The sequence below is a fragment of the Nocardiopsis alborubida genome (assembly GCF_012396365.1).
Taxonomy (GTDB): domain Bacteria; phylum Actinomycetota; class Actinomycetes; order Streptosporangiales; family Streptosporangiaceae; genus Nocardiopsis; species Nocardiopsis alborubida.
The window spans coordinates 237,308-258,029 of the sequence record NZ_JAAXPG010000002.1; the positions used below are offsets into that span (position 1 = coordinate 237,308).

Annotated in this window: 20 protein-coding genes and 1 pseudogene; 7 read left to right on the forward strand and 14 right to left on the reverse strand. The window is 68.1% G+C overall.

Features of this window, described 5'->3' with window-relative positions; all coding sequences use genetic code 11:
* Window positions 1-56 precede the first annotated feature (56 nt).
* Entirely contained in the window at window positions 57-1,196 is a 1,140-nt protein-coding gene (locus tag HGB44_RS03410) for a hypothetical protein (protein ID WP_061080288.1), read from the forward strand.
* A 139-nt stretch (window positions 1,197-1,335) separates the two neighbouring features.
* Here the strand turns inward: HGB44_RS03410 and fxlM are convergent, their stop codons facing one another.
* From fxlM to HGB44_RS03450, 8 genes are all read right to left on the reverse strand, one after another.
* Window positions 1,336-2,589, reverse strand: a complete 1,254-nt coding sequence (gene fxlM / locus HGB44_RS03415) for a methyltransferase, FxLD system (RefSeq protein ID WP_061080289.1) — start codon at window positions 2,587-2,589, stop codon at window positions 1,336-1,338.
* Window positions 2,590-2,709: 120 nt separating this feature from the next.
* Window positions 2,710-3,756: a methyltransferase domain-containing protein gene (locus HGB44_RS03420; protein ID WP_061080290.1), complete on the reverse strand. Its 1,047-nt coding sequence runs from the start codon at window positions 3,754-3,756 to the stop codon at window positions 2,710-2,712.
* A 27-nt stretch (window positions 3,757-3,783) separates the two neighbouring features.
* The gene (locus HGB44_RS03425) at window positions 3,784-4,209 is read right to left on the reverse strand and encodes a lasso peptide biosynthesis B2 protein (protein WP_061080291.1); all 426 of its coding nucleotides are present in this window, start codon (window positions 4,207-4,209) and stop codon (window positions 3,784-3,786) included.
* A complete protein-coding gene (locus HGB44_RS03430) occupies window positions 4,206-4,448 on the reverse strand; it encodes a PqqD family protein (RefSeq protein ID WP_233458568.1) in 243 nt (80 codons plus the stop codon). The genes HGB44_RS03425 and HGB44_RS03430 overlap by 4 nt, the downstream gene beginning before the upstream one ends.
* A gap of 38 nt (window positions 4,449-4,486) precedes the next feature.
* Entirely contained in the window at window positions 4,487-6,307 is a 1,821-nt protein-coding gene (locus tag HGB44_RS03435; protein ID WP_061080293.1) for an albusnodin/ikarugamycin family macrolactam cyclase, read from the reverse strand.
* A 71-nt stretch (window positions 6,308-6,378) separates the two neighbouring features.
* Window positions 6,379-6,522: a hypothetical protein gene (locus HGB44_RS03440; protein ID WP_168443933.1), complete on the reverse strand. Its 144-nt coding sequence runs from the start codon at window positions 6,520-6,522 to the stop codon at window positions 6,379-6,381.
* Window positions 6,523-6,784: 262 nt separating this feature from the next.
* Window positions 6,785-7,984 carry a helix-turn-helix domain-containing protein gene (locus HGB44_RS03445; protein ID WP_210751120.1) on the reverse strand — a complete coding sequence of 400 codons (1,200 nt, stop codon included), beginning with the start codon at window positions 7,982-7,984 and terminating at the stop codon, window positions 6,785-6,787.
* 54 nt (window positions 7,985-8,038) lie between these two features.
* On the reverse strand, window positions 8,039-8,488 hold the full coding sequence (locus HGB44_RS03450) for an NUDIX hydrolase (RefSeq protein WP_061080295.1): 450 nt from the start codon (window positions 8,486-8,488) through the stop codon (window positions 8,039-8,041).
* 358 nt (window positions 8,489-8,846) lie between these two features.
* On the opposite strand from HGB44_RS03450, the gene HGB44_RS03455 reads away from it, so the two are divergent.
* Window positions 8,847-9,509, forward strand: coding sequence for an HAD family hydrolase (locus HGB44_RS03455; RefSeq protein WP_231972401.1), 663 nt, complete (start codon window positions 8,847-8,849; stop codon window positions 9,507-9,509).
* Here HGB44_RS03455 and HGB44_RS32630 read toward each other — a convergent pair.
* The 4 genes and pseudogenes from HGB44_RS32630 to HGB44_RS03470 form a co-directional block, all read right to left on the reverse strand.
* Window positions 9,506-10,351 (reverse strand): hypothetical protein, encoded by an 846-nt coding sequence (locus HGB44_RS32630; RefSeq protein WP_231972405.1) that lies wholly within the window; start codon window positions 10,349-10,351, stop codon window positions 9,506-9,508. The two genes, HGB44_RS03455 and HGB44_RS32630, sit on opposite strands and share 4 nt — an antisense overlap.
* 183 nt (window positions 10,352-10,534) lie before the next feature.
* Window positions 10,535-10,936: pseudogene (locus HGB44_RS32635) on the reverse strand (helix-turn-helix domain-containing protein); the annotation flags it as partial.
* A gap of 38 nt (window positions 10,937-10,974) precedes the next feature.
* Entirely contained in the window at window positions 10,975-11,682 is a 708-nt protein-coding gene (locus HGB44_RS03465) for a 5-formyltetrahydrofolate cyclo-ligase (protein WP_061080297.1), read from the reverse strand.
* Between the two features lie 15 nt (window positions 11,683-11,697).
* Window positions 11,698-12,828, reverse strand: coding sequence for a helix-turn-helix domain-containing protein (locus HGB44_RS03470; RefSeq protein WP_061080298.1), 1,131 nt, complete (start codon window positions 12,826-12,828; stop codon window positions 11,698-11,700).
* Window positions 12,829-13,131: 303 nt separating this feature from the next.
* Here HGB44_RS03470 and HGB44_RS03475 point away from each other — a divergent pair, with 303 nt between their 5' ends.
* Entirely contained in the window at window positions 13,132-14,028 is an 897-nt protein-coding gene (locus HGB44_RS03475) for a phosphotransferase enzyme family protein (RefSeq protein ID WP_061080299.1), read from the forward strand.
* Here HGB44_RS03475 and HGB44_RS03480 read toward each other — a convergent pair.
* Window positions 14,025-15,293, reverse strand: a complete 1,269-nt coding sequence (locus tag HGB44_RS03480; protein WP_168443934.1) for a helix-turn-helix domain-containing protein — start codon at window positions 15,291-15,293, stop codon at window positions 14,025-14,027. The genes HGB44_RS03475 and HGB44_RS03480 overlap by 4 nt on opposite strands.
* Before the next feature lie 312 nt (window positions 15,294-15,605).
* Between HGB44_RS03480 and HGB44_RS03485 the strand changes: the two genes are divergently transcribed.
* Window positions 15,606-16,502, forward strand: coding sequence for a phosphotransferase enzyme family protein (locus tag HGB44_RS03485; protein ID WP_082768331.1), 897 nt, complete (start codon window positions 15,606-15,608; stop codon window positions 16,500-16,502).
* A 1-nt stretch (window position 16,503) separates the two neighbouring features.
* Here HGB44_RS03485 and HGB44_RS03490 read toward each other — a convergent pair whose 3' ends face one another.
* On the reverse strand, window positions 16,504-17,844 hold the full coding sequence (locus HGB44_RS03490) for a helix-turn-helix domain-containing protein (RefSeq protein ID WP_168443935.1): 1,341 nt from the start codon (window positions 17,842-17,844) through the stop codon (window positions 16,504-16,506).
* Window positions 17,845-18,121: 277 nt separating this feature from the next.
* On the opposite strand from HGB44_RS03490, the gene HGB44_RS03495 reads away from it, so the two are divergent.
* The 3 genes from HGB44_RS03495 to HGB44_RS03505 all read left to right on the forward strand — a co-directional run bounded on the left by HGB44_RS03495 (window position 18,122) and on the right by HGB44_RS03505 (window position 20,669).
* On the forward strand, window positions 18,122-18,580 hold the full coding sequence (locus HGB44_RS03495; protein ID WP_061080303.1) for a roadblock/LC7 domain-containing protein: 459 nt from the start codon (window positions 18,122-18,124) through the stop codon (window positions 18,578-18,580).
* A gap of 92 nt (window positions 18,581-18,672) precedes the next feature.
* Window positions 18,673-19,431 carry a GTPase domain-containing protein gene (locus HGB44_RS03500; protein ID WP_168443937.1) on the forward strand — a complete coding sequence of 253 codons (759 nt, stop codon included), beginning with the start codon at window positions 18,673-18,675 and terminating at the stop codon, window positions 19,429-19,431.
* Entirely contained in the window at window positions 19,431-20,669 is a 1,239-nt protein-coding gene (locus tag HGB44_RS03505) for an NAD(P)/FAD-dependent oxidoreductase (RefSeq protein ID WP_061080305.1), read from the forward strand. Before HGB44_RS03500 ends, HGB44_RS03505 begins: the two co-directional genes overlap by 1 nt.
* Window positions 20,670-20,722: the final 53 nt, after the last annotated feature.

Below are 20,722 nucleotides of genomic sequence, written 5' to 3' on the forward strand. Positions count from 1 at the left end.
GGACGAACACGGACGTTGGTTGCGTCCGCTGTCCGTCCCGGGGGAAGGAACGGGCCATGACCCCACAGACCCCGCACCTGCCCAGGTGGGCACAGGCTCTACGGCAGCAGCGCACCGAGCTGGGATGGGACGTGCACCGGCTCGCGGTGGAACTGGTGCAGGCCGCCGGTCGGCACAACACCGCCACTGCCGAGAGCCTGGCCCGACGGATCCGGGCCTGGGAAGCAGGCAGTAGCGGTATCCGTGAGCGCTACCGGTTGTTGCTGGCCCAGGTGCTCCAGGTCGACCCCGAGGTGTTCGCTGACCAGCCGGTCGAACCGGGAGCACCGGCCCAGGCGAGTCGTATTCGGTCAACCAGCGCCCATCTGGTGTCTTTGGACGTGGCCTTGGGCGGAACAGATCTGGTGCCCGCAGCGGTGCGCGCGGCGCGCACGGCCCACGCCAGCGCACGAGCGGGAGCGTCAGCGGACGTGGTCTCGGCGGCCGCGGAGGCGTTGCAGGTAGCCGGGTGGCTGGCCTTCGATGCCGACGAGCACGTGCTGGCTCGTCGGCTGACCAGCGCCTCGGTTCTGGCGGCGCGTGTGGGTGAGGACCGCGGCGGTGAGCTGTTCGCCTTGTCACAGCTTGCGATGCACGATGCTCACGAACGCCTGCCCCTTCAGGCTCGCCAGGTATGCGAACATGTGCTCGACCAGCAACTCTCCTCCCGTCTGACCTGCCTGTTCGAGCTTCGTCTGGCGCGGTCTCAAGGGCAGAGCAACACGCCGATCCGTGCTTTGGGTACCTTGCGCCGAGCTCGCTCTCGTCTTCAAGACGGCGCTAATGACGATGACCCGCCTTGGGCGTGGTGGATCACCGAAAGTGAGCTGACCTGGCACGAGGCCATGATCCACGCCGACAACGGCAACTGGGACCGGGCCCAGGAGCTGTTCGCGCTGGCTCGGGAGCAGCGTCCTGCCCGCTACCCGCGCGGGCCGCTGGTCGATGCGGTCCACCAACTGCACGCGCTGGTGCATCTGAGGGCATGGGGCGCCGCCCAGGAAGTACTGACCACAGCGGTGATCCCTGCGGTGGGGCAGGTGCGGTCAGCACGCACCAACGCTCTGCTCGCCCGCACCGTAGGGCTCAGCGAGCGCGCTGCGGCACCGATATCGGTGCGTGAACTGATGCGGGCGGCAAGTGCTGCAGCGTATTAGGAACCTTAAGTCGCGGCCAGGGTCCGCGTCCGCAGACGGAGGACGACGGGGTCTTCCTGTCCCGTCCAGGACAAGATGGTGAACTTCCCGGTGGAAACTTCCACGACGTTGAGGACTTTACGGGTGAGCGGCCTCTCCTTCAGGGCCTATTCGTCCAGTTCAGGACCAACCGAGTGTGCCGCTTGTCCACGACGCGTCCAGGCGGGAGCTGGTCGTTGGGAGTGTCGGCCGGGACCAGGGTGATGCTGGGGTCGGGGCCGTGACGATAGTCGTGGTCCCACTCCTGTATCAGCGCGCACAGTCGCTCGGCGGTAGCGGCGCCGGTGGGGCCGTGACCGATGGCGCCGAACTGCCACCGGTCCTCACGGTCGGGGTGGCGGCGCAGGGTGCGGTAGGCAAAACTCGCCCCATCGGGGGCGATGAGGGCGGGGGTGCCGTGGTTCCAGGTGGGCTTGACCAGCTTGGCCTTGACCGCGCCGGGGTCGGCGGTGAGCAGCGCCCAGTCGTCGATCACCGTGGCCAGCCACAGGTCCTGGGCGTCGGTGGCCTCGTCATAAGCCACCAGGGCCTGCGACCAGGCGGTAACGGGCTCCTGGGTGAGCGCGGTGCGCAGGGCCTGGACGTCAACGTCGGGGCCGTCCTCCAGCCGCAACCCGACGCGTTGGCCGTCGGTGTCGTTGAGGTAGGGCATGTCCTCCCAGTGCTCGCCCGCGCCGGTGATGCGCACGAACCCGCACAGGTCCTGGGACAGAGCCGACCAGTGTCCCTGGCCGGTGTGCTCCAGGGTCAGGCACCGGGTCAGCCCGCGGATGCGCATGGGCACCACCAGACGCCCCCCGGGCACGAGCTGCTCGGCCCAGGCGGCGGGCACGTCCCACGCGCCGGCGGTGACGATGATGCGGTCGAAGGGGGCCCGGGAGGAGAAGGCGTACTCGCCGTCGGCCACCGCCAGGTGCACGTCGGTGTACCCGGCGCCGGTCAGGCAGCGGTGGGCGCGGTCGATGACGTCGGTGTCGATGTCGATCGAGGTGACCTGCCCGTGCTGCCCGACGAGTTCGCTGATCAGGGCGGCGTTGTAGCCGCCCGACCCGATTTCCAGGACCCGGTGGCCGGGGCGGATGTCGGCCCGGTCGAGCATGAGCGCGATGACGGTGGGCGCGGACACCGAACTCAGCGCCACACCGCGCCCGGTGTCGCGTTTGGTCACCACCGCCTGGTCGGCGTACACCTCACCCAGCTCCAAGCCGGGCAAGAACGCCTCTCTCGGCACCTGGGACAGGGCCTCCTCCACGGCCGGGGCCAAAGGCACGCCGACGTGGGCGCGGTTGGCGACCACCTTACGGACCATGGCCTCGCGCAAGGTGTGCGCCGATGGGGTGGTGGTGCTGGTCATGGTGCCTGTTTCGTTGAGTGGTCACGTCGGGTGAAGGTAGCAGAAGCGCCTTGGCCTCAGTCATCTGCAGAGGTGGGCTCTATCGGGCTTGGGGGAGGCCGTCGGACGCAGGGCGCGTGTTCAGGCGACGCTTCTTGGGGCGGGGGCTAGCGTGAGCGCCCACCCTTGGTCGATGGGTGTGGCGTGCACGCCCAAGGTGTCAATCGTTGGTCGGCCGTGCTCCTTCCACTCCTGGATCAGGTCGCGAACGTGCTCTAGGGGCGGTGACGTAGCCGAATCGGCGATGAGCCGGGGTTCGGGGAACAGAGCGGCGAATCCGGCGTGGTCGGGGGTGGTGATGCCGACCATGGTCTCCTTGCCGCGGTGGGCCATGGTCAGCCCGGCCGGTTTGTGGGCGATGGCCCAGAGCTTGAAGTGTTCGATCTCTGGCCAGCCGACATCGACGGGCTCGGTGTGGGGGGCGTGGAGCATGCGGGTGAACACCGTCTCGGCCAGGTCCTGGTCATCGGTAGCGGTGATCCAAGGAGCGGAGATGTAGGAGGGGCTGCGTTCACCGTCGATGATGCGGGAGACGGTGGCGTATCGCGACCGGTCCAGGGCGGGGGTGGTCATGGGCACGTACTGGCCCCGGGACAAGGTGATGGATCCAGGGGTGTGGTCGTTGGCCACGGTGATGCGAGCCATGGCGGTGGAGTAGGCGATCGGTGCGCACACCAGCGGGGCCAAGATGATCCCGCCGGGGCGGACCTGTTCGACCCAGGCGGTGGGCAGGTGGGGCGGGGTGGTCCAGGCGATGAGCCGGTCGAAAGGCGCCTGGCCAGGGGCGCCCTGGTAGCCGTCTCCGGCCAGGGAGGTGATGGTGGTGTACCCGGCCTGGCGGTGGAGTTCGGTGGCGCGGATGATGAGGTCGGCTTCGACGTCCACAGACACCACCGTTCCGTGGGGGCCAGTGAGTTCGGCCAGGAGCGCGGTGGAGTAGCCGGATCCGGTGCCGATCTCCAACACCCGCATCCCTTCTTGGATGTCGAGGAGGGGTAGGTGGCGTTCGATGACCGAGGCGGGGGTGGTCTGTCGGACGGCGCGCTTGTCGGTGCCGCGGTAGTGGGTCTCGTCCACCCGGGCCAGGGCCGCGGTGACGACAGGCGGGGTGGTCGTGGTGTCGGTCATTGGAGGATCCGGTTCGTTGTGGGCGGGTCAAATGCACAGGGCTGTGGTCCACGGCCAGACGGTGGTGTCGTCTTCTCCGACGGGGGTGCCGTCGGGGGTTTGGGCCCAGGCGTGGGTGGCGGGTGGGTCGAACCGGCCGCCCAGGCACCAGTGGAGTCGGCGGCCGGTGAAGACGGCGGCGAGAACCAGGGTCAGTGAGGTCTCCAGGCAGGCGGCTCGGCCTGGCCACCAAGCACCGACGCGGGCGCAGGCGTTCGCGAGGCGCGCGATGGTCGTGTCCGCGGTGGTGGGGGTGGTCAGCGGGAGCCGGTGCAGGATTTCGATGGTGGCGATGGTAGTCCGAAAGGGCAGGCGGAGCAGGCAGATCGCGCAGATGAACGCCAGCGTGGCGAGCGCCTTGGACTGCCACGTCACCGACTTGTGGTGGTTGGGTAGGGCCATGGGACTGGTCACCGGGGCTCCTGTGTGGTGATGAGGCGTCGTTGGCACAGGTTGTCCAGGAGTGGGGCCAGGTCGGCGTCCAAGCGTTCGGGGGAAACGTTGAAGCGCTCAGCCAGGGCCGTCAGTGCGTCGAGGTGGGTGCGGCCCCCGGTGAGGGCTTCGTTCCAGTAGGCAGCGGCCGTGGGGTTGAGGTGGGTCCAGGAGCCGTCGCGCAGGTTCAGGATCAGTGCGCCGCGACCGTGTGGGTCCATCGCCACGGCGGCCCATCGGGTCGGGCGGACACGGCCGATCACGGCCTCTCCCCCACGGTGGCGGTGCGGTGCGGGTGGGTCCACCAGGCGGATTCGTCTGCCAGGGAGCGCACCCACATTTCGGTGGTGATGATCTGGGCGAGGGCTCCCAGGGGTGCGGTACGCCCGTCCACGGCACGGCTCAAGGCCGCCAGCACGGGTGCGGTTTCGATGACGCCGAGTTCACCCAGGTGGGCGGTGGTGAGCAGATCTCGAATGGCCGAGGCGTTGCGGCGTAGGCCTTGGTAGGCGTGGGTGGTGAAGGCGTCCTTCGACGCGCGCTCCCACACCCCTGGCGGCAGTACTCCGGTCATGGACTGGCGCAGGGTGGGCTTGAACCGGTGGGCGTCAGCGCGGGTCCAGGAAGGGGCGGTCAGGGTGGCGCGTACGAGGGCGTTGTCCAGGAACGGGGCGCTGATGTCCACGCCGAGGTCGTAGTGGGCGAGGTCGCGGAAGGTGGCGTGGCCGGCGGCGTAGTAGCGCAGGCCCCGGTGGTCGGCCCACTGTCCGGGCAGGAGCCTTGCGTGGTCGTGGGTTTCGGCAGCGTGGCGGGTCTGGAGGGCCAGGAGGCGGCACAGGGGCGGGGTGAGCCAGGCCGCGGTGGCGGTCGGAGCCGTCCAGGACAGGGTGCGTTCCAAACGCGGGGGCCGAGCACGGTGCTCCAGGTTGTCGGCCAAGGCCCGCAGCGCGTCGGGGTAGCGGGTGCGGGCCAAGTGATGAACGGCGCAGGCGAGGCGGTGGGCGGGTACGCGCCACAGGCGGGCGTGGGCGAGGGTCTGGGTCCAGGCACGGCGGTGGTGGCCGCTGGCGAGGAGGTCGGCCAGGTGGGCGGGGCCGGTGGACAGGACGTTGTCGCCGCCGTTGCCGGTCAGGTGCACGGTGCTGCCCGCTTCGGCTGCGGGTGTGAGGTAGGCCCGGTGGCGGCTCCAGGCGCGTAGGTCCAGGGCGGGGGCGTCGGTCGCCGTGGTCTGGTGCAGGTCGGTGTAGGGCAGGGTGTTGGGGCCGCCGTGGACGAGGCGATGGGTGATGGCGGGCGTGGTGGCCGCCGCGGTGCGGGCGTGGTGTAGGTCGGTGTGGTTGCCCAGGTCGGGTGCGGTGTAGGTGACGGCGTACACCTCGGTGGTGCGGGCGGCGAGCAGGGCGATGGTGGTGGAGTCCATGCCGCCGGACAGGTCTGCGCTCACCTGTTCGCCTTCTCGGGTGCGCAGGGCGACGGCTTCGGTCAGGGTGGTGCGCAACCGTTCCGGGACCTGGCCGGGGTCCAGGCCGGACAGGGGAGCGGGGGCGATGGTGGTGGCGCGGTCGTGGGTCAGGTGCAGGGTGTGGCCGGGTGGGACCTGGTGGATGCCGTGCCACAGGCTGCGGGTTGAGCGCAACTCTTCGACCAAGGGAGCGGCCAGGTGCGCAGCCAGCGCTTCTACATCCAGCGCTGCACCGGTGGCCTGTGCCAGGGGACGGGCGCGGGTGGCCCAGAACCACCCGTGGTCGTGGTGGGTGTAGTAGAGGGGCCAGACACCAGCCAGATCGGGAACCGCCACGGTCTCCTGCCTGGTGGTGAGGACGGTGAGGTAGGAGCCTGCCCAGTGGGTGAACACCGACCAATCCCGAGTCCGCAACGCCTTCTCCGCTGCGGCGCGCAGTTCAATGTCGCTGGCTGCGCAGCGGCCGATGACAGTGACGGCGGCCTGATCGGTGGTCACCGTGCGGTGCGGGGGCGCGTCCATCATCCAGACCGGCATGTGGTGGACGGTGAGGGGGATGGCCGTGGCGGGGGCGGCGTGCGGAGGGTGGGTGTGGTGGTGTCCGGCGACCCAGCGCATCGACAGGGATGTCCTTTCCAGCAGAGGGCGTCGCCGCCCACCGTGCGGGTGGGCGGCGACCTAGCGAAGAGCTATGCGTCGTCGACGCCGACACCGACGTCGGTGAAGTAGCGGTCGTTGTCCTCGCTGTCCTCGGGGACATCGCCCAGGGTGTGGGTGTGGACGGTGCCGAGTGTGGTGGCCTGGGGCGGCGTGTAGGCGAACACGGCGTCCATGGGCGTCACCTTCCCTTCGGTTCTTCTGGGCTCGTCGCGGTAAACGAGCCCCTGCACTCACCGAAAGTAAGCGTGCTCCCCCATGGAGTGAAGGGCCATGCTGCCCCTGTGCTCTGACGGCGTCCGGTGCGGTGGGCCGTAGTGGCCTACCCGCGCAGGTGAGGGCCGTGCCCACCTTCCAAAGGTTCACGCGGGCGAGGGCTCCCCCATCGTCAGTGGACCGTGTCGGTAGCCGACGCGATATAGCGCTGCCTGGTCCTCTTCACTCCTCCAACCGGCGGGCGAGTCCGATGAGACCTGGGGTGCGTCGTCCGTTGCCGCGTTCCAACAGTGTCTGCGCCGTGGTGCGGGCTTGAGGGTGGTAGCGCACCCACTCGGGAGCGATACGGTGTGCCTCCAGCAGTGCCGCTGTCGCCTGCTGGTCATGCCGGAGTTCAACACGGGTGTGGGCGCAGTTGAGCAGATAGCGGGCCTGCCAGGACGCCGGCACTCCGCGCGTGGTGGGCACCTGTCCGATGAGGTGGTGGGCCAAATCCAGGTCGTCAAGCTCAACGGCGTCGTTGACGGCAGTCATCGCCACCACCCCGGGGCCGAACACCGCCCACTGGTCGATCCGATCGCGCCCGAGGCGTTCCGCGGCCGACCGTGCCACAGCCGTCAGGTCACGGCAGCGTCGTGCCCCTCCAGCCCGGGCAGCCGCACCAGCGGCATTGACCAGCAGCGCACCGAACACCGCCAGTTCCTCCTCGCTGGCACCGCTCCAGGAAGGTTCGGCGGTCTCAGCTGCACGGGTAGCGATCTTTTCGGCATCATCCAGGCGGCCCTGGCGACGGTAGATCCAGGACAAGAAGTTCGCGGCGGCCGCATGGTGCAGGTGCGATCCGCTGGCGCGGGCGGCGGCCATGGCCCGCTCCACCGCCAGGAACGCCAGGTCCTTGTGGCCCAGCGTGATCGTGACCCCGGCCGCGGCCTGGTAGGCGGTGGCCAAGATGCCCTCGGCTTGTACCTGTGCGTCTTCGCCACTCTCGCGGGCGGCGGCGCGAGCCTGGCTGATGAGTTCGGGCAGACGGACAGTGACCTGGGTGTAGGCGCCGTCCTGGTAGAGCGCCCACACCCGTCGCATCTGCTCGCGCAATTCCGCCAGGTCTGCGGGCTCGGGTTCAGCTGGCTCGGTCAGGCCGAGCGCCTCGGGCGCGGTGAGGGCGTGTCGGATGCCATCGACCGTCAGGAGGGGCTCGACCGCCGTGCGTTGTTCGGGGGTGAACAGCGCGGCTGTGGGGCACCCCAAGGCATCGGCGAGCGCGTCGAGGGTGGACAGGCGTGCGCTGGTACGTCTGCCCTGTTCCAGCCGGCGCACCACGTCCACGCTGACTCCGGCTGCGGCGGCCAGTTCTTCCTGGGTCAGAGCACGCCTGCGCCGGTGTTGGACCAGTTGCGGGCCGATGTGGGGGGAGGTCGGCACGGGCACCACCTTGTAGGTGACGTCGGGGCGACCACGGTTCTGGCCGCTCTGGGGTCAGTGTGCCCGGTCCCAGCCGTGGGTGGAGAAGGTTTCACCTGACCGGATCCGGTCGATGATCGTGGCGATGTAGGGGATCGTGGTCTTGGGCAGGTCGGCCGGATCCTCCCAGGACAAGCCCGAGCACAGGTCGGGTTCCATGTTGGTCGGGGTGCCCTGCCAACGTGTGGTGGTGAAGAAGAACCCGATGCGGGTCTTGCCCTTACTGTTGCGGTGATGGGCCACGTGCGCGCACACCAGGTCGGCGGGGTCGATGACCACGCCGAGCTCTTCTTTGAGCTCACGGGCCGCTCCCTGGGGTGCGGACTCGTCGACCTCCAGGTGCCCGCCGGGGATGCCGTACTGGCCGTCGGCGAACCCTGTGGCTTGGCGACGACCGAGCAGGACCCGGCCGTCCTGGCGGGTGAGCAGAACGCACACGTCTACGGTGGGCTCGGCCCTGGTCATGGCTGGCTCCTTCGATGGTGGACGGCATGGAAGAAAGACGTCCTCAGGATGCCGCACCGACCCCTACAGCGCTGGATGAGGGGCCAAGGGCATCAACCAGTCCATCCCGGCGCGTTCACGGCTCGTGCGATACGGGGCCCGACCAGGGCTCCGGTCATCGATCGACGGTGAGCACGTCCAAGGCGGCGACCTTATCCGCCTTGGACGGCAGGGCGTAGCGGCGAATGGTGTTGAGGTCGGCGTGTCCCATCAGCTCAACGACGGTCACCAGGTCCACCTGCCCGGACGGCGGAACCGGATCGGTTGTCTGGTCAGGGTCGTCGCGCTCGCTAGGGTGTGTCCGGTGTAAAGCCCCTTGGTGCTGGAGGAGGTCGTGGTGGTCCGGTCGGTAGTGTTCGATGTGGGTGAGACGCTGCTGGACGACACCCGCGAATGGGGGCGTTGGGCCGACTGGATCGGCGTGCCCCGCCACACTTTCTCCGCTGTACTGGGCGCGGTCACCGCCGAGGGACGCAACAACGCCGAGACCTTCCAGTACTTCCAACCAGGTTTCGATTTGGCGGCTGAGCGGCAGCTGCGGGAGGACGCCGGGTGCGGTGAACTGATCGAGGACGAGGACCTGTACCCGGACGTGCGACCGGGTCTGAAAGGGTTGCGGGAGGCGGGCCTGTGGGTGGGGATCGCCGGGAACCAGACGTCCCGGGCTGCCGAGCTGCTGCGCGCCCTGGAGCTGCCGGTGGATGCGGTTGCGACGTCGGGTGAGTGGGGTGTGGCCAAACCCGACCCGGACTTTTTTGCACGCGTCGTCGAGATGGCGCCGGGGCGGCCGGAGGAGATCGTGTACGTGGGTGATCACCGTGACAACGACGTGGTGCCCGCCCGCGCGGCCGGGTTGCGCACCGCGCTGATCCGCCGGGGCCCGTGGGGGCACCTGTGGGCCGAGGATCCGGTGGTGCGCGAGCAGGCGGACTGGGTGATCGACTCCCTCGACCCACTCCCCGACCTGCTGGCCAACTCCTAGGTCGGCAGAGGGATCCCCGCGGTGATGGCGAACGCCGTCGCTGCGGAGCGCTGACGGCTCGGTCCCCGCACCAGGTCGGTGAGTAGGCCGTACACCTGGGGGTGCACCCGGGTGTGTTCGGGAGCGGTCTGCCAGGCGCTCTCCAGCGCGGACAGGGCCAGTTCGGGGCGGCCGGTGCCTGCTTGGGCGCGGGCGAGGTCGACGTAGAAGTGGGAGCGGCGTTCGGCGGGCAGCGTCAGGGGAGGCGTCCAGCCGGCCGCGGCGGCGAGGGCGTCAACAGGCTCTCCCGAGTCGACCGCCAAGGTGACCTCGTGGATGCGCACCGAGGCGGGGCCGAACGCGGTCCCGGCGTAGACGCCTTCGGCTGTGGAGGCCGCAGCCTGGCGTGCTTCGGCCAGGTGGTCACGCCCCTGGTCCAGGTCTCCCCCTCGGGCGGCCAGCACGGCGGCGCGCATGTGCAGGGCGCCGTAGGTGGCTTGTGCGTGTGGGGACGCGAGGGTGAGTCGGTCAGCGGTGGTGTCAAGGTGGCGGCGGCCGAGTTCGAAGCTGTGGGTGGTGAAGAAGGTCTCCGCGCGCACGTAGGCGACCATGGCTTGGACGGTCTCGTCGTCGGTCTGGGCGGCGGCCCAGCGCATGATGTGAATCAGGTGCGCCGACAGGTCATGCAGGCCGCGTTTGTCGGCGATGGCGTCCGCTGCACGGTAGGTCTGGACCAGAAGCCGGGCCGCGTGAGCACGTTGGGTGCCGTGGTGGGTGTGCAGAGCACGCGTCAGCTCGGGCAGCAGTGTGGGCAGCAGGTCCAGGAGACGCTCGTAGCGCGAGTTCAGGCGGTCTTGGACCACAGCAGCGACGTAACGTCGCAACTGTCCTAGAGGGCGAATCGGCCCGTCCTCAGGCAGATCGTAGGTATGAACAGTCCGTCGCAGTGCCGCGAGTCGTGTGTCCGCTACGACGTCGGTCCCCGTGGCCGGTGGCACTGGAACAGGGTGTGCTGCGTCCTCTCCAGTGACGTCGACGGTTGGGGCGCCCAGGCCTTCGAGTACGCGCTGTGCCCGGGTTCCTTCCAGATCACGGCCGGACTCGACACGGCTGATCGTGCTCTGGGACAGATCACACATCGTGCCGATGTGTTCTTGAGTCAGCCCGCGCACGCGGCGACGCAATAGACGGATGACCTCAGCAGCTTCGCCTCGCTCTACAGCATGGGTTACGTCCGGTTCAGCCCAAAACCACACGGGGATGCATGCGCACGCTGAAACCGAGGCCTGGTGTGGGCGACCACAGTTGGCGCAGCTGGCCGTCCCCATGTGGGTGACTCCTCCATATGCAGGGTGAACCCTGTTCGGGTTGTGCCAGCGTAACCAGTTGCCTCCGGCCAGGCTCGGGACTTTGGTCCTGAGGATCTTCAGCCGCAGTGTCGAGGCCATGGTGTGTGGCACGCCAGCACGTGGTGCTGCGTCGCGTTTCACTGAGCTTGGAGGTACGGGTGCAGTGCCGGGATGGTCGTCTTCTGTTCGGTGCTCAACGCCTCGGCGAAGATGCCCTGGGGTCGGCGTCGGGGTGGGCAGGTGATGGTGCGTGTCGGTGTCACGATGAGGTCGACGCTGGCGTCATGGGGCCCTTCGGGCAGGTCTTCGTCGAGGACTTGAAGGTCGTGCACGGTGGTGACGATCAACGTCTCAGGTCCCATGAGCCCAGCGTCGGCGAGCAGGCCCATCTCGATGTCGCTGTAGCCGGCGCCCTTGCCGAGGCGGATTCCGGCGGAGTTGACGGCGACGCTTCCGCACACGACCACATCCACGGGGCGCATCTGGGGCACCGTCACCCGCGGGGCGTGTTCAGCGGCCCACGCCTTCGTCGCAGAAACACGCCCTGGCACTCCCAGGGCAAGGTCCAGGGAGTAGAAGGGCTGGAGGCTGGCCAGGCGGGGCACGGCCATGTACACCTGCTTGCCCGCGTCGATCGCGGCCTCTCGTACTTCGGCCTGGGCTTTGTCGGGGTTGGACTTGACCACGTGCGCGGCGCGCCACCGTTCATGCTCGCTCAGGCGTTGAGCGGCATCCGGTGCGCCGTGGAAGTCGGGGATCTTGCCTTGGACGCTACCGGTCCGGCCGGCACCTGCGGTGTCCATGCGTTCCCAGACGCGCTGGCGCACCTGCTCCTTGGTGTTCATGTGCTGCTTTCGGTGTCAGGAAGCGAGGAAGGTGAACAGCCGGTCGTGGATGTCAGCGACCCAGGGCTCGCGGCGCCACGGTCGCAGTTCGCGTGAGGCTGTGGCGACCAGGGGGAGGGCACCGCCAGCCCAGGTGGTTTCGACCATGCCCAAGGCCTGTTGGAGGGACTGTACTGCGTGATCGGGGCGGCGTTGGCGTATGTGGGCCAAGGCGAGGTTGGCGACCACGATGGCTTGGGATTTGACACGCCCATGCAGTAGAGGAACGGCCTGCTCCAGAAGGGTTTGAGCCCGGTCAGGACAGTTCAGGGCGAGGTAGATGGAGCCGGCCATGCGCAGACGGCGCCCCGACCATTCGTCGGTGTCGAGGTCGGCTTGTTGCGCGTAGGTGTCGGCGGCGTCCAAGTGGTGTTCGGCCTCGGCGCGGTTGCCCATGCGGGCGTGGGCTTCGCTGATGTGCAGGGCCACCGAGGCTTGGGTCGCGGGGTGGCCCTCGGCGGCGTGGGAGGCGCGTTGCGCGCTGGCCAGGGCTTCGTGAAGGTCTCCGCCGCTGCTGTAGAGAGGGATGAACGCGCGTCGCAGGAGCGCTTTCGCGGCAACCGTGCGGTCCCTGCTCTCTTGGGCGGCCAGGACCGCTTCGTTCAGGTACATGGCTGCGGTGGAGCCGTCCTTGCGGTGGGAAGCATCCCAGACGAGTTGTCCCATGAGCAGGGCTGACCTGCCTCTGAGGCCCAGCAGCATGTGAAGTTGGGATGCAGACCTGGTGCTGGTCCTGATGAGGGCGCCGTGGAGCTGTCCGGCCTCGGCGAGCACGGAGGCTGAAGGCAGCACGTCGTAGTCGCGTTCCAGGCGTTGGAGTTCGCTACTGAGCCAGCCCACAGTGTCGGTATCGGCAGAGGCCAGAGGCTTCCACACAGGGTCGCGCTGCTGAGATGGAGGCGACTGCGGGGAAAGCGGAGCGTGGTCCCAGGCGCCGAGGCCTTCGAGCGCGGTATGGGCGAGGTTACGGTCGAGCGGGCGACCGCGCTCCACACGGCTGATGGTGCTCTGATGGACGCCGCACATCCGCGCGAGGGCCCACTGCTTCAATCCGGGTACGCGTCGCCGTAGCTGACGGATCACCTCGGCGGCGTCTGTCTCAGCCACAGCACGCGCTACCTGAGGTTCCGTCCAGAACCAGGCGGGGACGCATTCGCACCCCGACACCGAGGCCTGGCGTGGGCGACCACAGTTGCCACAGATGGCCGTCCCCATGCGGATGACTCCTCCATACGTCAGATCCAACGGTGTGGATGTGGTGCCAGCGTAGCCAGTGCCCACAGGCCAAGATCGGGACCTTGGTCCCGAGGTCACCGCGATCCTTGCGTTGCGGCTACTTCGACCTGAGTTCAGGGTTTTACAGAAGGCCGGTGTCCGTGACCTCACTCGAGGTGCGAAACAATGAGCGCGATGGACACCGAGACCTTCGACGTAGCCAGCAGCCTCAAAACCCTTCGCCTCGCATGCACTGCGGTCGGCCTTTCGATGGCACAGGAGCCTGAACTCATCCGGTTGGGTGAGAACGCGGTCTGGCGCCTGCCGGAGCACCGTCTGGTCGCTCGTGTGGCACGCTCCATTGATCGTTTCCCCCTCGCGGAACGCGGCGTTCAGCTCGCCCGGTGGATGCACAGCCACCACGTTCCCGCTGTGCTACCCTCCGACGAGGTGGCCAACCCCGTGCGTACCGACGATGATCGTGTGGTCACCTGGTGGACCGAGGTCCGCCACCACAGGCCCGCCACCCCCGCGCAACTGGGAGCCGCGCTCCGTGCCCTGCACGACATGCCACTCCCCACCCCCGACCTCGTCAGCCTTCCGGAGGCATCGACCGTCGACAAGGTCGACCAGCGCCTCGCCGCGGTGAGCTTGACCGAACCCGACCGGGACTTCTTGCAGAGCATGGCCGCCCGCCTGCACAGGGAGTACACCGATCTCACCTACGACCTGCCTTACGGGCTCGTCCATGGTGACGCCCACGCGGCGAACCTGCTGGTGACGTCGGACAGTCAACTGGGATGGGTGGACCTGGACGGTGTGGCGATGGGACAACCAGAGTGGGACCTGGTGCTCACCCCCATCGAACACGAATGCGGCTGGGTCACCTCGGACGCCTACCAGGAGTTCGTCGATGCTTACGGGTACGACGTCACCACCAGCCCCGCTTACCCGGTGCTCCGGGAGGTCCGGCTGCTGAGGATGACGTCCTGGTTGGCCCAACTTCCCAGCGCACAGGCCCGTGACGAAGTGACGCGTCGCATCCGGGACCTACGCGAAGGCACTCCCATCCAAGGGTGGCAGGCGTTCTAACGGGGGAACTCCTGCAACGTCCGTTCCACGTTGTGGCGCATTCGGCTCGCGACCGGGTCGTTGCCGAACGCGATCGTGGCCGAACTCAACTCCAGCAGGTCTTGGCGTACACGTGCGGAGCGCACCGTGGTGACGGCGCTCAGCAGCGGTGCTGAGGCCTCGTCTGCGCTCTGGAGGTCTTCCATGGCCAGATGCAGGCGGGCGAGCTTGGCTCGGGACAGGGTCGAGGCGCGTGCGGCATCGGCGGTGTGTCCGTGTACGGCCTTGCCCAGAAGGTCCACGGTCTGTGCCCGGTCATGGCCGCCCATCGCGATCGGGTGTAGAGCCTGACCGGCGTCGCCGGCCAGTTGGGCCGTGTCGTAGAAACTCATCCACTCCGGATCATCGCCTTGGTCGTGGTGTTCGAAGTAGTCGTGTGCTGCCTCGATGTGGCTCAGGCATTCGCGCCGGTGGCCGAGCGCGCCGTGAGCGCGTGCGGTGACGACTGCGGCGGCCGTGCGCAGAAGGTGGCTGGATTCTCGGGCTGAGCCGGACGCCATGCCCAGCATGTCCAAGGCGTCCTTGGGAGCTCCGTTGTGGATGGCGGCCCGTGCCATATCGGTGAGCAGGCTTGTCAGGACGAGGGGATCTTGCGCTTCGGTCGCCATGGACAAGCCCAGCAGCCAGCAACGGCGGGCCGTGGTGAGGTCATGATCATCGAAGGCCATCCACCCGGCGACTTTGCTGATGCGAGCCAGGGCCACACGCAGGAGGTTACGCACCTGGGGGCCACACGAGGCGTGGCGGTACACCTCGCTCACATGGTGGAGTTGGCCGAGCACAGCGCTGCGTGATAGTCCGCCCCCGTGCAGGAAGTCCCAGCGCTCCATGAGGTTCGTGGTCTGTTCGAGGTACGCCACGTCCTGGGCGGACACACGTGTGGGGATCGTGGTCGTGGGGCGAATGCCGTCCATCAAAGCCGAGACCGGTATGGGTGTGCCGCCGAAAACCGTCGTCCCGGCGTAGCTGACGAACGACCCGGCCAATGCAGCGTCGCCTGGAAGTACCGCGGCTGAGGACCGCGAAGGCAAGGGTGTCTCTGGGGTTGGCGCACCGAGGCCTTCGAGAGCTGCCTGGGCGAGGTTGCGATCGAGCGGGCGACCGCGCTCCACACGGCTGATGGTGCTCTGGTGGACGCCGCACATCCGTGCGATCGCCCACTGTTTCAGTCCGGGCACTCGCCGTCGTAGTTGACGGATGACCTCGGCGGCGTCTGTCGCGGCCACAGCACGCGACACCTGAGGCTCATTCCAGAACCAGTCAGGGATGCAGATACAACCGGTGACCGTGGTGCCGCGGCTGCGGCCACAGTTAGCGCACGTCATTCGATCAGACTCCGCAGGGTGATTCGGCGACGCAACGTCGCCAATCAGAATGAAAGTGGGACAAACAAGACAAGCGCAAACTCCCTCTGGTGAAGGGATGAGCGAAAGACGTTGATATCACGTCTGGTGTTCCCTTCTGATGCGGAATCCCATAAACGGATCAACGGCGCGGATCACCCTTCCCGGATACGGCAGCGGCCCTACAGTGACAGGGTGGACGCTCCTTCTTCGCCCGACCTCACAGCCGGCTTCGCTCTCAGCCTCGCCGCGCGGGCAGCCGAGATGCTGGGATGTTCCTCCCAAGGTGCAACAGTGCTCGGCCCGGTGGGAGACAACGCCACCGTGCTCCTGCCCCAGGAACGGACGGTGTTGCGCATCAGCGCCGCCTCCCAGTACGACCGTGCGCGTCAGGAGCTGCGTCTGGCGCGATGGCTGACCGAATCCGGCATCCCCGTCACCCAGCCCATCAGCGGTGCTGGCCCACTGCGGTGTGAGGGGTGGGTGGTGACCGCTTGGCGGGAGATCACCGGGCTGCGTCCGGCGAGCACCGAGGTGATTGGTGCGGTCTTGGGCCGATTGCACCAACTGCAGGAGCCGCAGTTCGGATTGCCCGAGCTCGATCCGCTGGAAGGAGTGGAGGGTTACCTACATGTCAGCGACCTACCCCAGAGCGACCTGTGCTTTCTTCGACAGACACTGGTGGAGCTGCGCCAGGCATGGGGAAGGCTGGAGTCCGCACTGCCGGTGGGGCCGGTGCACGGTGACGCCCACCGCAAGAACATCGTCCAAGACAGTGCCGGGCATCCGGTAGTGCTGGACCTGGAACGGTTCAGCATGGGCATGCGCGAGTGGGATCTGGTGATCGCTGCGGTGTACGAGCGCCTGGGCTGGTTCAGCCCAGGCGAGTATGCCCGGTTCATCGACGCCTACGGGTGGGACGTACGCACCTGGGAAGGGTTCGAGACCTTGGTTGCGGTGCGGGAGCTGCGGATGACAGCGTGGTTGTGCGCCCGCACCCGGCGCGAACCGCGCCTGTTGCCCGAGGCCCGGCGTCGGGTGGCTTCGCTCCGCGCCCCTGAGGGCTCACGCGATTGGCGTCCTGGGGTGTGAATCAGGAGCTGAGAGCGCGCTCGGTGACATGGTCGCGGAACTCGCGAACCGCCGGCGTTCGGGCGTAGGGCTCCAGTTGCTTCTGGAACCGGTCGAGGTAGGCCTTGACCCGTGCGGACCGCAACCGTCCGGCCTCGTTGAGGACGCGGGTGGCGGTGGCACAGGCCGTTTCTAGGTCGGGGCCGCCCGGGCGCATCAGGTGGGCACCAGCGTGGATGAGGCCGGCGAAGGTACGGCTGCGGCGGAAGGCGGCGGGCGCGAGGTCCACGGATTGGCAGGCGTGCTCGGCCGCTAGAGCTCCGTGGCCCAGGTCGTGGAAGCAGTGGGCGAGTTCGTCGGAAAGTTCGGAGGCGTCGAAGTAGGACATCCACGGCGGCTCTTCGTCTTGGTGGATGCGGGAGAAGGCGGTCTCCATCTCCTGTAGAGCGCGCGAGCAGGCGCGCTCTTCGCCGAGAGAAGCGAGGGCTCGGGCTTCCATGGCGGCGAGCATGGCCTGGATGGCGGGGGTGCTGTGCCCTTGGGTGCCGGTTTTGGCAGTGCGGGCGAAGTCGACCGCGGTTCGGTATTCGCCGAGGAAGTTGGCCTGATGGCTCAACAGGGCCAGAGCCTTGGCTCCCAGGAGCCGGTTCGAGGCCAGATGTGCCAGGTTCAGTGATTGCAGAAAGTAGCGCCGTCCCAGGGCGTGCAGTCCGGCGTCGTAGGCCATGGCACCGACCTTGGCAGCGAATCTGGCCGCCGCGCTGAACAGGGAGCGGCCGATTTCGGGGGTGAAGTTACCGTGCAGGAGAGGTGTGACCTCGCTGTTGAGGTACTGGACCGCGGCCGTGCGCGCGTGCCCCCCTCCGAACTCGTGGTCCAGGGCTTCGAACAGGTCACAAGCACGGGTGATCGCTAGGACGTCGTCGGCTCCCACACTCAACGGCGCCTGGTCGTTGGCCTCGAGTAGGGCGGGAGGGGCCACGATCCAGCGCAGCACAGGGGCGCTGAGGTGGTCGGCGGGGGTCAGAGCCCAGGTGAGGGGGTCTTCGTGGTGCAGGTCGGCGCGCCAGAGCCGGTGTGCACTGGTCACAGCGCTGCGGCTGGACTCGGTGAAGAGCTCAACATCCACCAGGGTTGCTGTGTCGGGGCTCTGCGCGGACGGGGTTGGCTCCTGTACCGCGGACAGGGCTGCCTGGCCGGGGGTGGGGGCTCCCAATCCATGCAGTACACCGTGGACCACGTCGGGATCGGTGAGAGGGCGGCCCTGGCCAGCGCGGCTGATGGTGCTCTGGTGAACACCGCACATCCGAGCGATCGCCCACTGTGTCAGGCTCGGTATGCGGCGCCGCAGCTGGCGGATCACCTCCCCAGCGTCGGCACTCTCCACCGCACGGGCCACTGCGGGCTCGTCCCAAAACCACACGGGAACGCATGCGCATCCTCGTGTGCCCTCACCACGGGACCGTCCGCAGTTGCCGCAGATCATCACCCGGTTCACCTGGGCTTTCGTGCTCATAAAGGGGGTGGTATGACGGAAGCTCCCGCGTGCATACTCGTTTATGCACAGGGCATCTCAGAATATGCACAGATGCATAGACCTGGGCATAGATTTATGCACATGCGCGCGCAACAGTGGCCTCATGACGCCTCGGAACAGCCCCTCTACCCAAGGGGATGACACCGGCAGCGACCCCCTGCCCGAGCTGTTGTCCTCGTTTGTCCACCACCATCCCGGTGTGGAAGGTGCTCTGGTTTTCACGCGCGATGGCCTTATTCGTGCCTTTTCGTCCACCATGCCGTTGGAGGACGCGGAGCGGTGGTCGGCGATCGCCAGCCAGCTGTTCTCCATGGCGGGCAGTTTCGCCCGCTACGCACAGCGCGGCACGGTGGAACAGCTGCTGCTGCGTATGAGCGACGCGTTCCTGCTGGTAATGGAAGCAACACCTGCCAGCGGCCTGGTCCTACTCGCCAGCCGCGACACCCAGTTGAAGCAGGCCGCCTTCGACGCGACCCGGCTCGTGGAGAACCTGCAGGATGCTCTGCCCCAGGAACTGTCGTCGAAGGTGGGGGCACCGTTGCTCACCGGAGTGGCCGCATGAACTCTCTTCTCCAAGCGCCTGAAGTTCCGCGCCAGAGCGTGCAGATCCGCTGCCCCCAGGTGCAGGTGATGGTGCACTCGATCGTTGCTCGCATGCCCCGCTCGACGCCGCCTGGTCCGGGCAGCGCCGAGTTGGTCCGCCGTGTCTACGACGCCTGCGCCCAGATCGGTCGCCCGCTCTCAGTCGGAGAACTCGCCGAGCAACTCGCCTGCCCGCCCGCGGTGGTCGGGGTCGCGGTCAGCGACCTGATCCACCAGCACCGCCTGTGCCTGTACACCGGATCCCACCAGCGTCGCACGGGCCCTGGCCGGTACGTGCTGGAGCGGTTGCGCGACCGGCTGCGTGAGCGCGCCCCCTACAGCGCCGACACCGTCAAGTTCGTCGTGGTTGGTGAGGACGACCGCGACGTCACCACCTTTCTCACCCACATCAGCGGTGAGCACCCCTTTCCTGTGAGTTCCCAGGAAGGACGCACCGAGGTCGAGGGCGTGGTGAGCCGCGTCGACGCCGACCTGTACCTGGCCGTGCTGGGTGTGCACCAGGTGCAGGTGTTGCGCGAGCAATGGCCCGACCTGATGCGCGAAGCCGATGGCGCCCTGCTACTCACCCGCTCTGATGAGCTGACCCGGTCACGCTCAGCGGCCCGGCTGCTGGCCAACCAGGCGTCGGTCCCCTACATCACCGTCGTGCACCTGGCCGACGAGGACGACCTCGACTCTCCCCGGGTGCACGAGGAACTGCAGTTGGAGGAGATGGTGCCCGTGGTCATGGTCGACATCCACTCCCCCGCCTCAGCGACCACCGCGCTGGCCGACCTGTGCACCTGGGCCCTGGACGAAGGAGAGCGCTGATGACCCGCATCATGGTCGCCGGCTCCGGCCACGCCGGGTTGGGCGTGGCCACCGGCCTACTCGCCGCCGGGGTGGACGTGGACGTGTTCACCACCCACACCACCGAGGAACTCCTGGGCGGCCACCCGCGGCTGACCCAGCTGACCTTCCCCACCGTGCACGCGGCGGAGAAGAAGGCGGGCCTGGACCTGTGGGAGCAGATCTCCCCGGTCTTTTCCACCATCGGCTTCACCGTGGCTCCTGGGCAGGGCGAGACGCAGTCATTCGTGGGCCACCAGCGCCAGTTGGGCACGGCCGTGGACCACCGGGCCAAGACCGCATACTGGCTGCAGGAGGTCGAGCGCCGCAAGGGCCGCATCCACGTCAAGACCGTCACCCGCGAGGACCTGTTCTGGTTCGCCAACAGCGGCATGTATGACCTGGCCATCGTCGCCACCGGCGACAGCGACCCGCACCTGGCACCGCTGTTTCCCGCCCAGCCTCAAGAGCGCCCGGCCACCGTGCGCGCCGTTATCCAGGCCCACTTCGAGGGTTCTCCGCCGGGCCCGGACGTGCAGGTGACCACCACCCCGGGCGGGGAAATCTTCTGCTACCAGGTGCTGACCGCCAACGGATCGGCCACCTACCCGGAGGTCTACCCGGGCACCGCGGTGCAGATCTACGCGCGCGCTGGCGGCCCGCTGGACCCGGCCACCGAGAACATCGAACCGGGACAACGCCCGGAGAACCTGCAGCGGATCGGGGACTTCGCCCACCAGGTCCTGGCCACCTACACCCCCGAACTGGCCGAATGGTGTGCCGGGGCCGACCTGGTCCCGCGCTCCCAGCTGCTGCGGTACGTGCACCCGGTGGTGCGTCAGCCCGTCGTCACCGTAGGCACCACCCCCGTGCTCGGGGTCGGTGACGCGGTGCTGACGGTGGACCCGACCTCGGGTCAGGGTGCCAACGCCTCCACGCTCGCGGCCACCACCGTGGTCGACAAGATCACCGAACGCCTGGCTCAGGGCGGTGCGCTCGCCGACACGCACTTCCTCACCTCGGCCTACGGCGCCTACTACGCCGCCCACGGCCGCTACACCAGCGTGTTCAACAGCCTGGTCACCGACTTCTGGAGCGGTACGCTCCCGCCCCACATGGGCGAGAGGTTCGGCCGCAACTTCTCCGACCAGGCGCAGGCCGACCGCATGGTCGTGGGCTGGGACGACCCCTCCACCCTGGGGTGGCTGCTCAACCCCTAACCCCCGCCATCACCCTTTTCCATCCCTAGAGCGGCCGAGCCGCCGATTCGAGG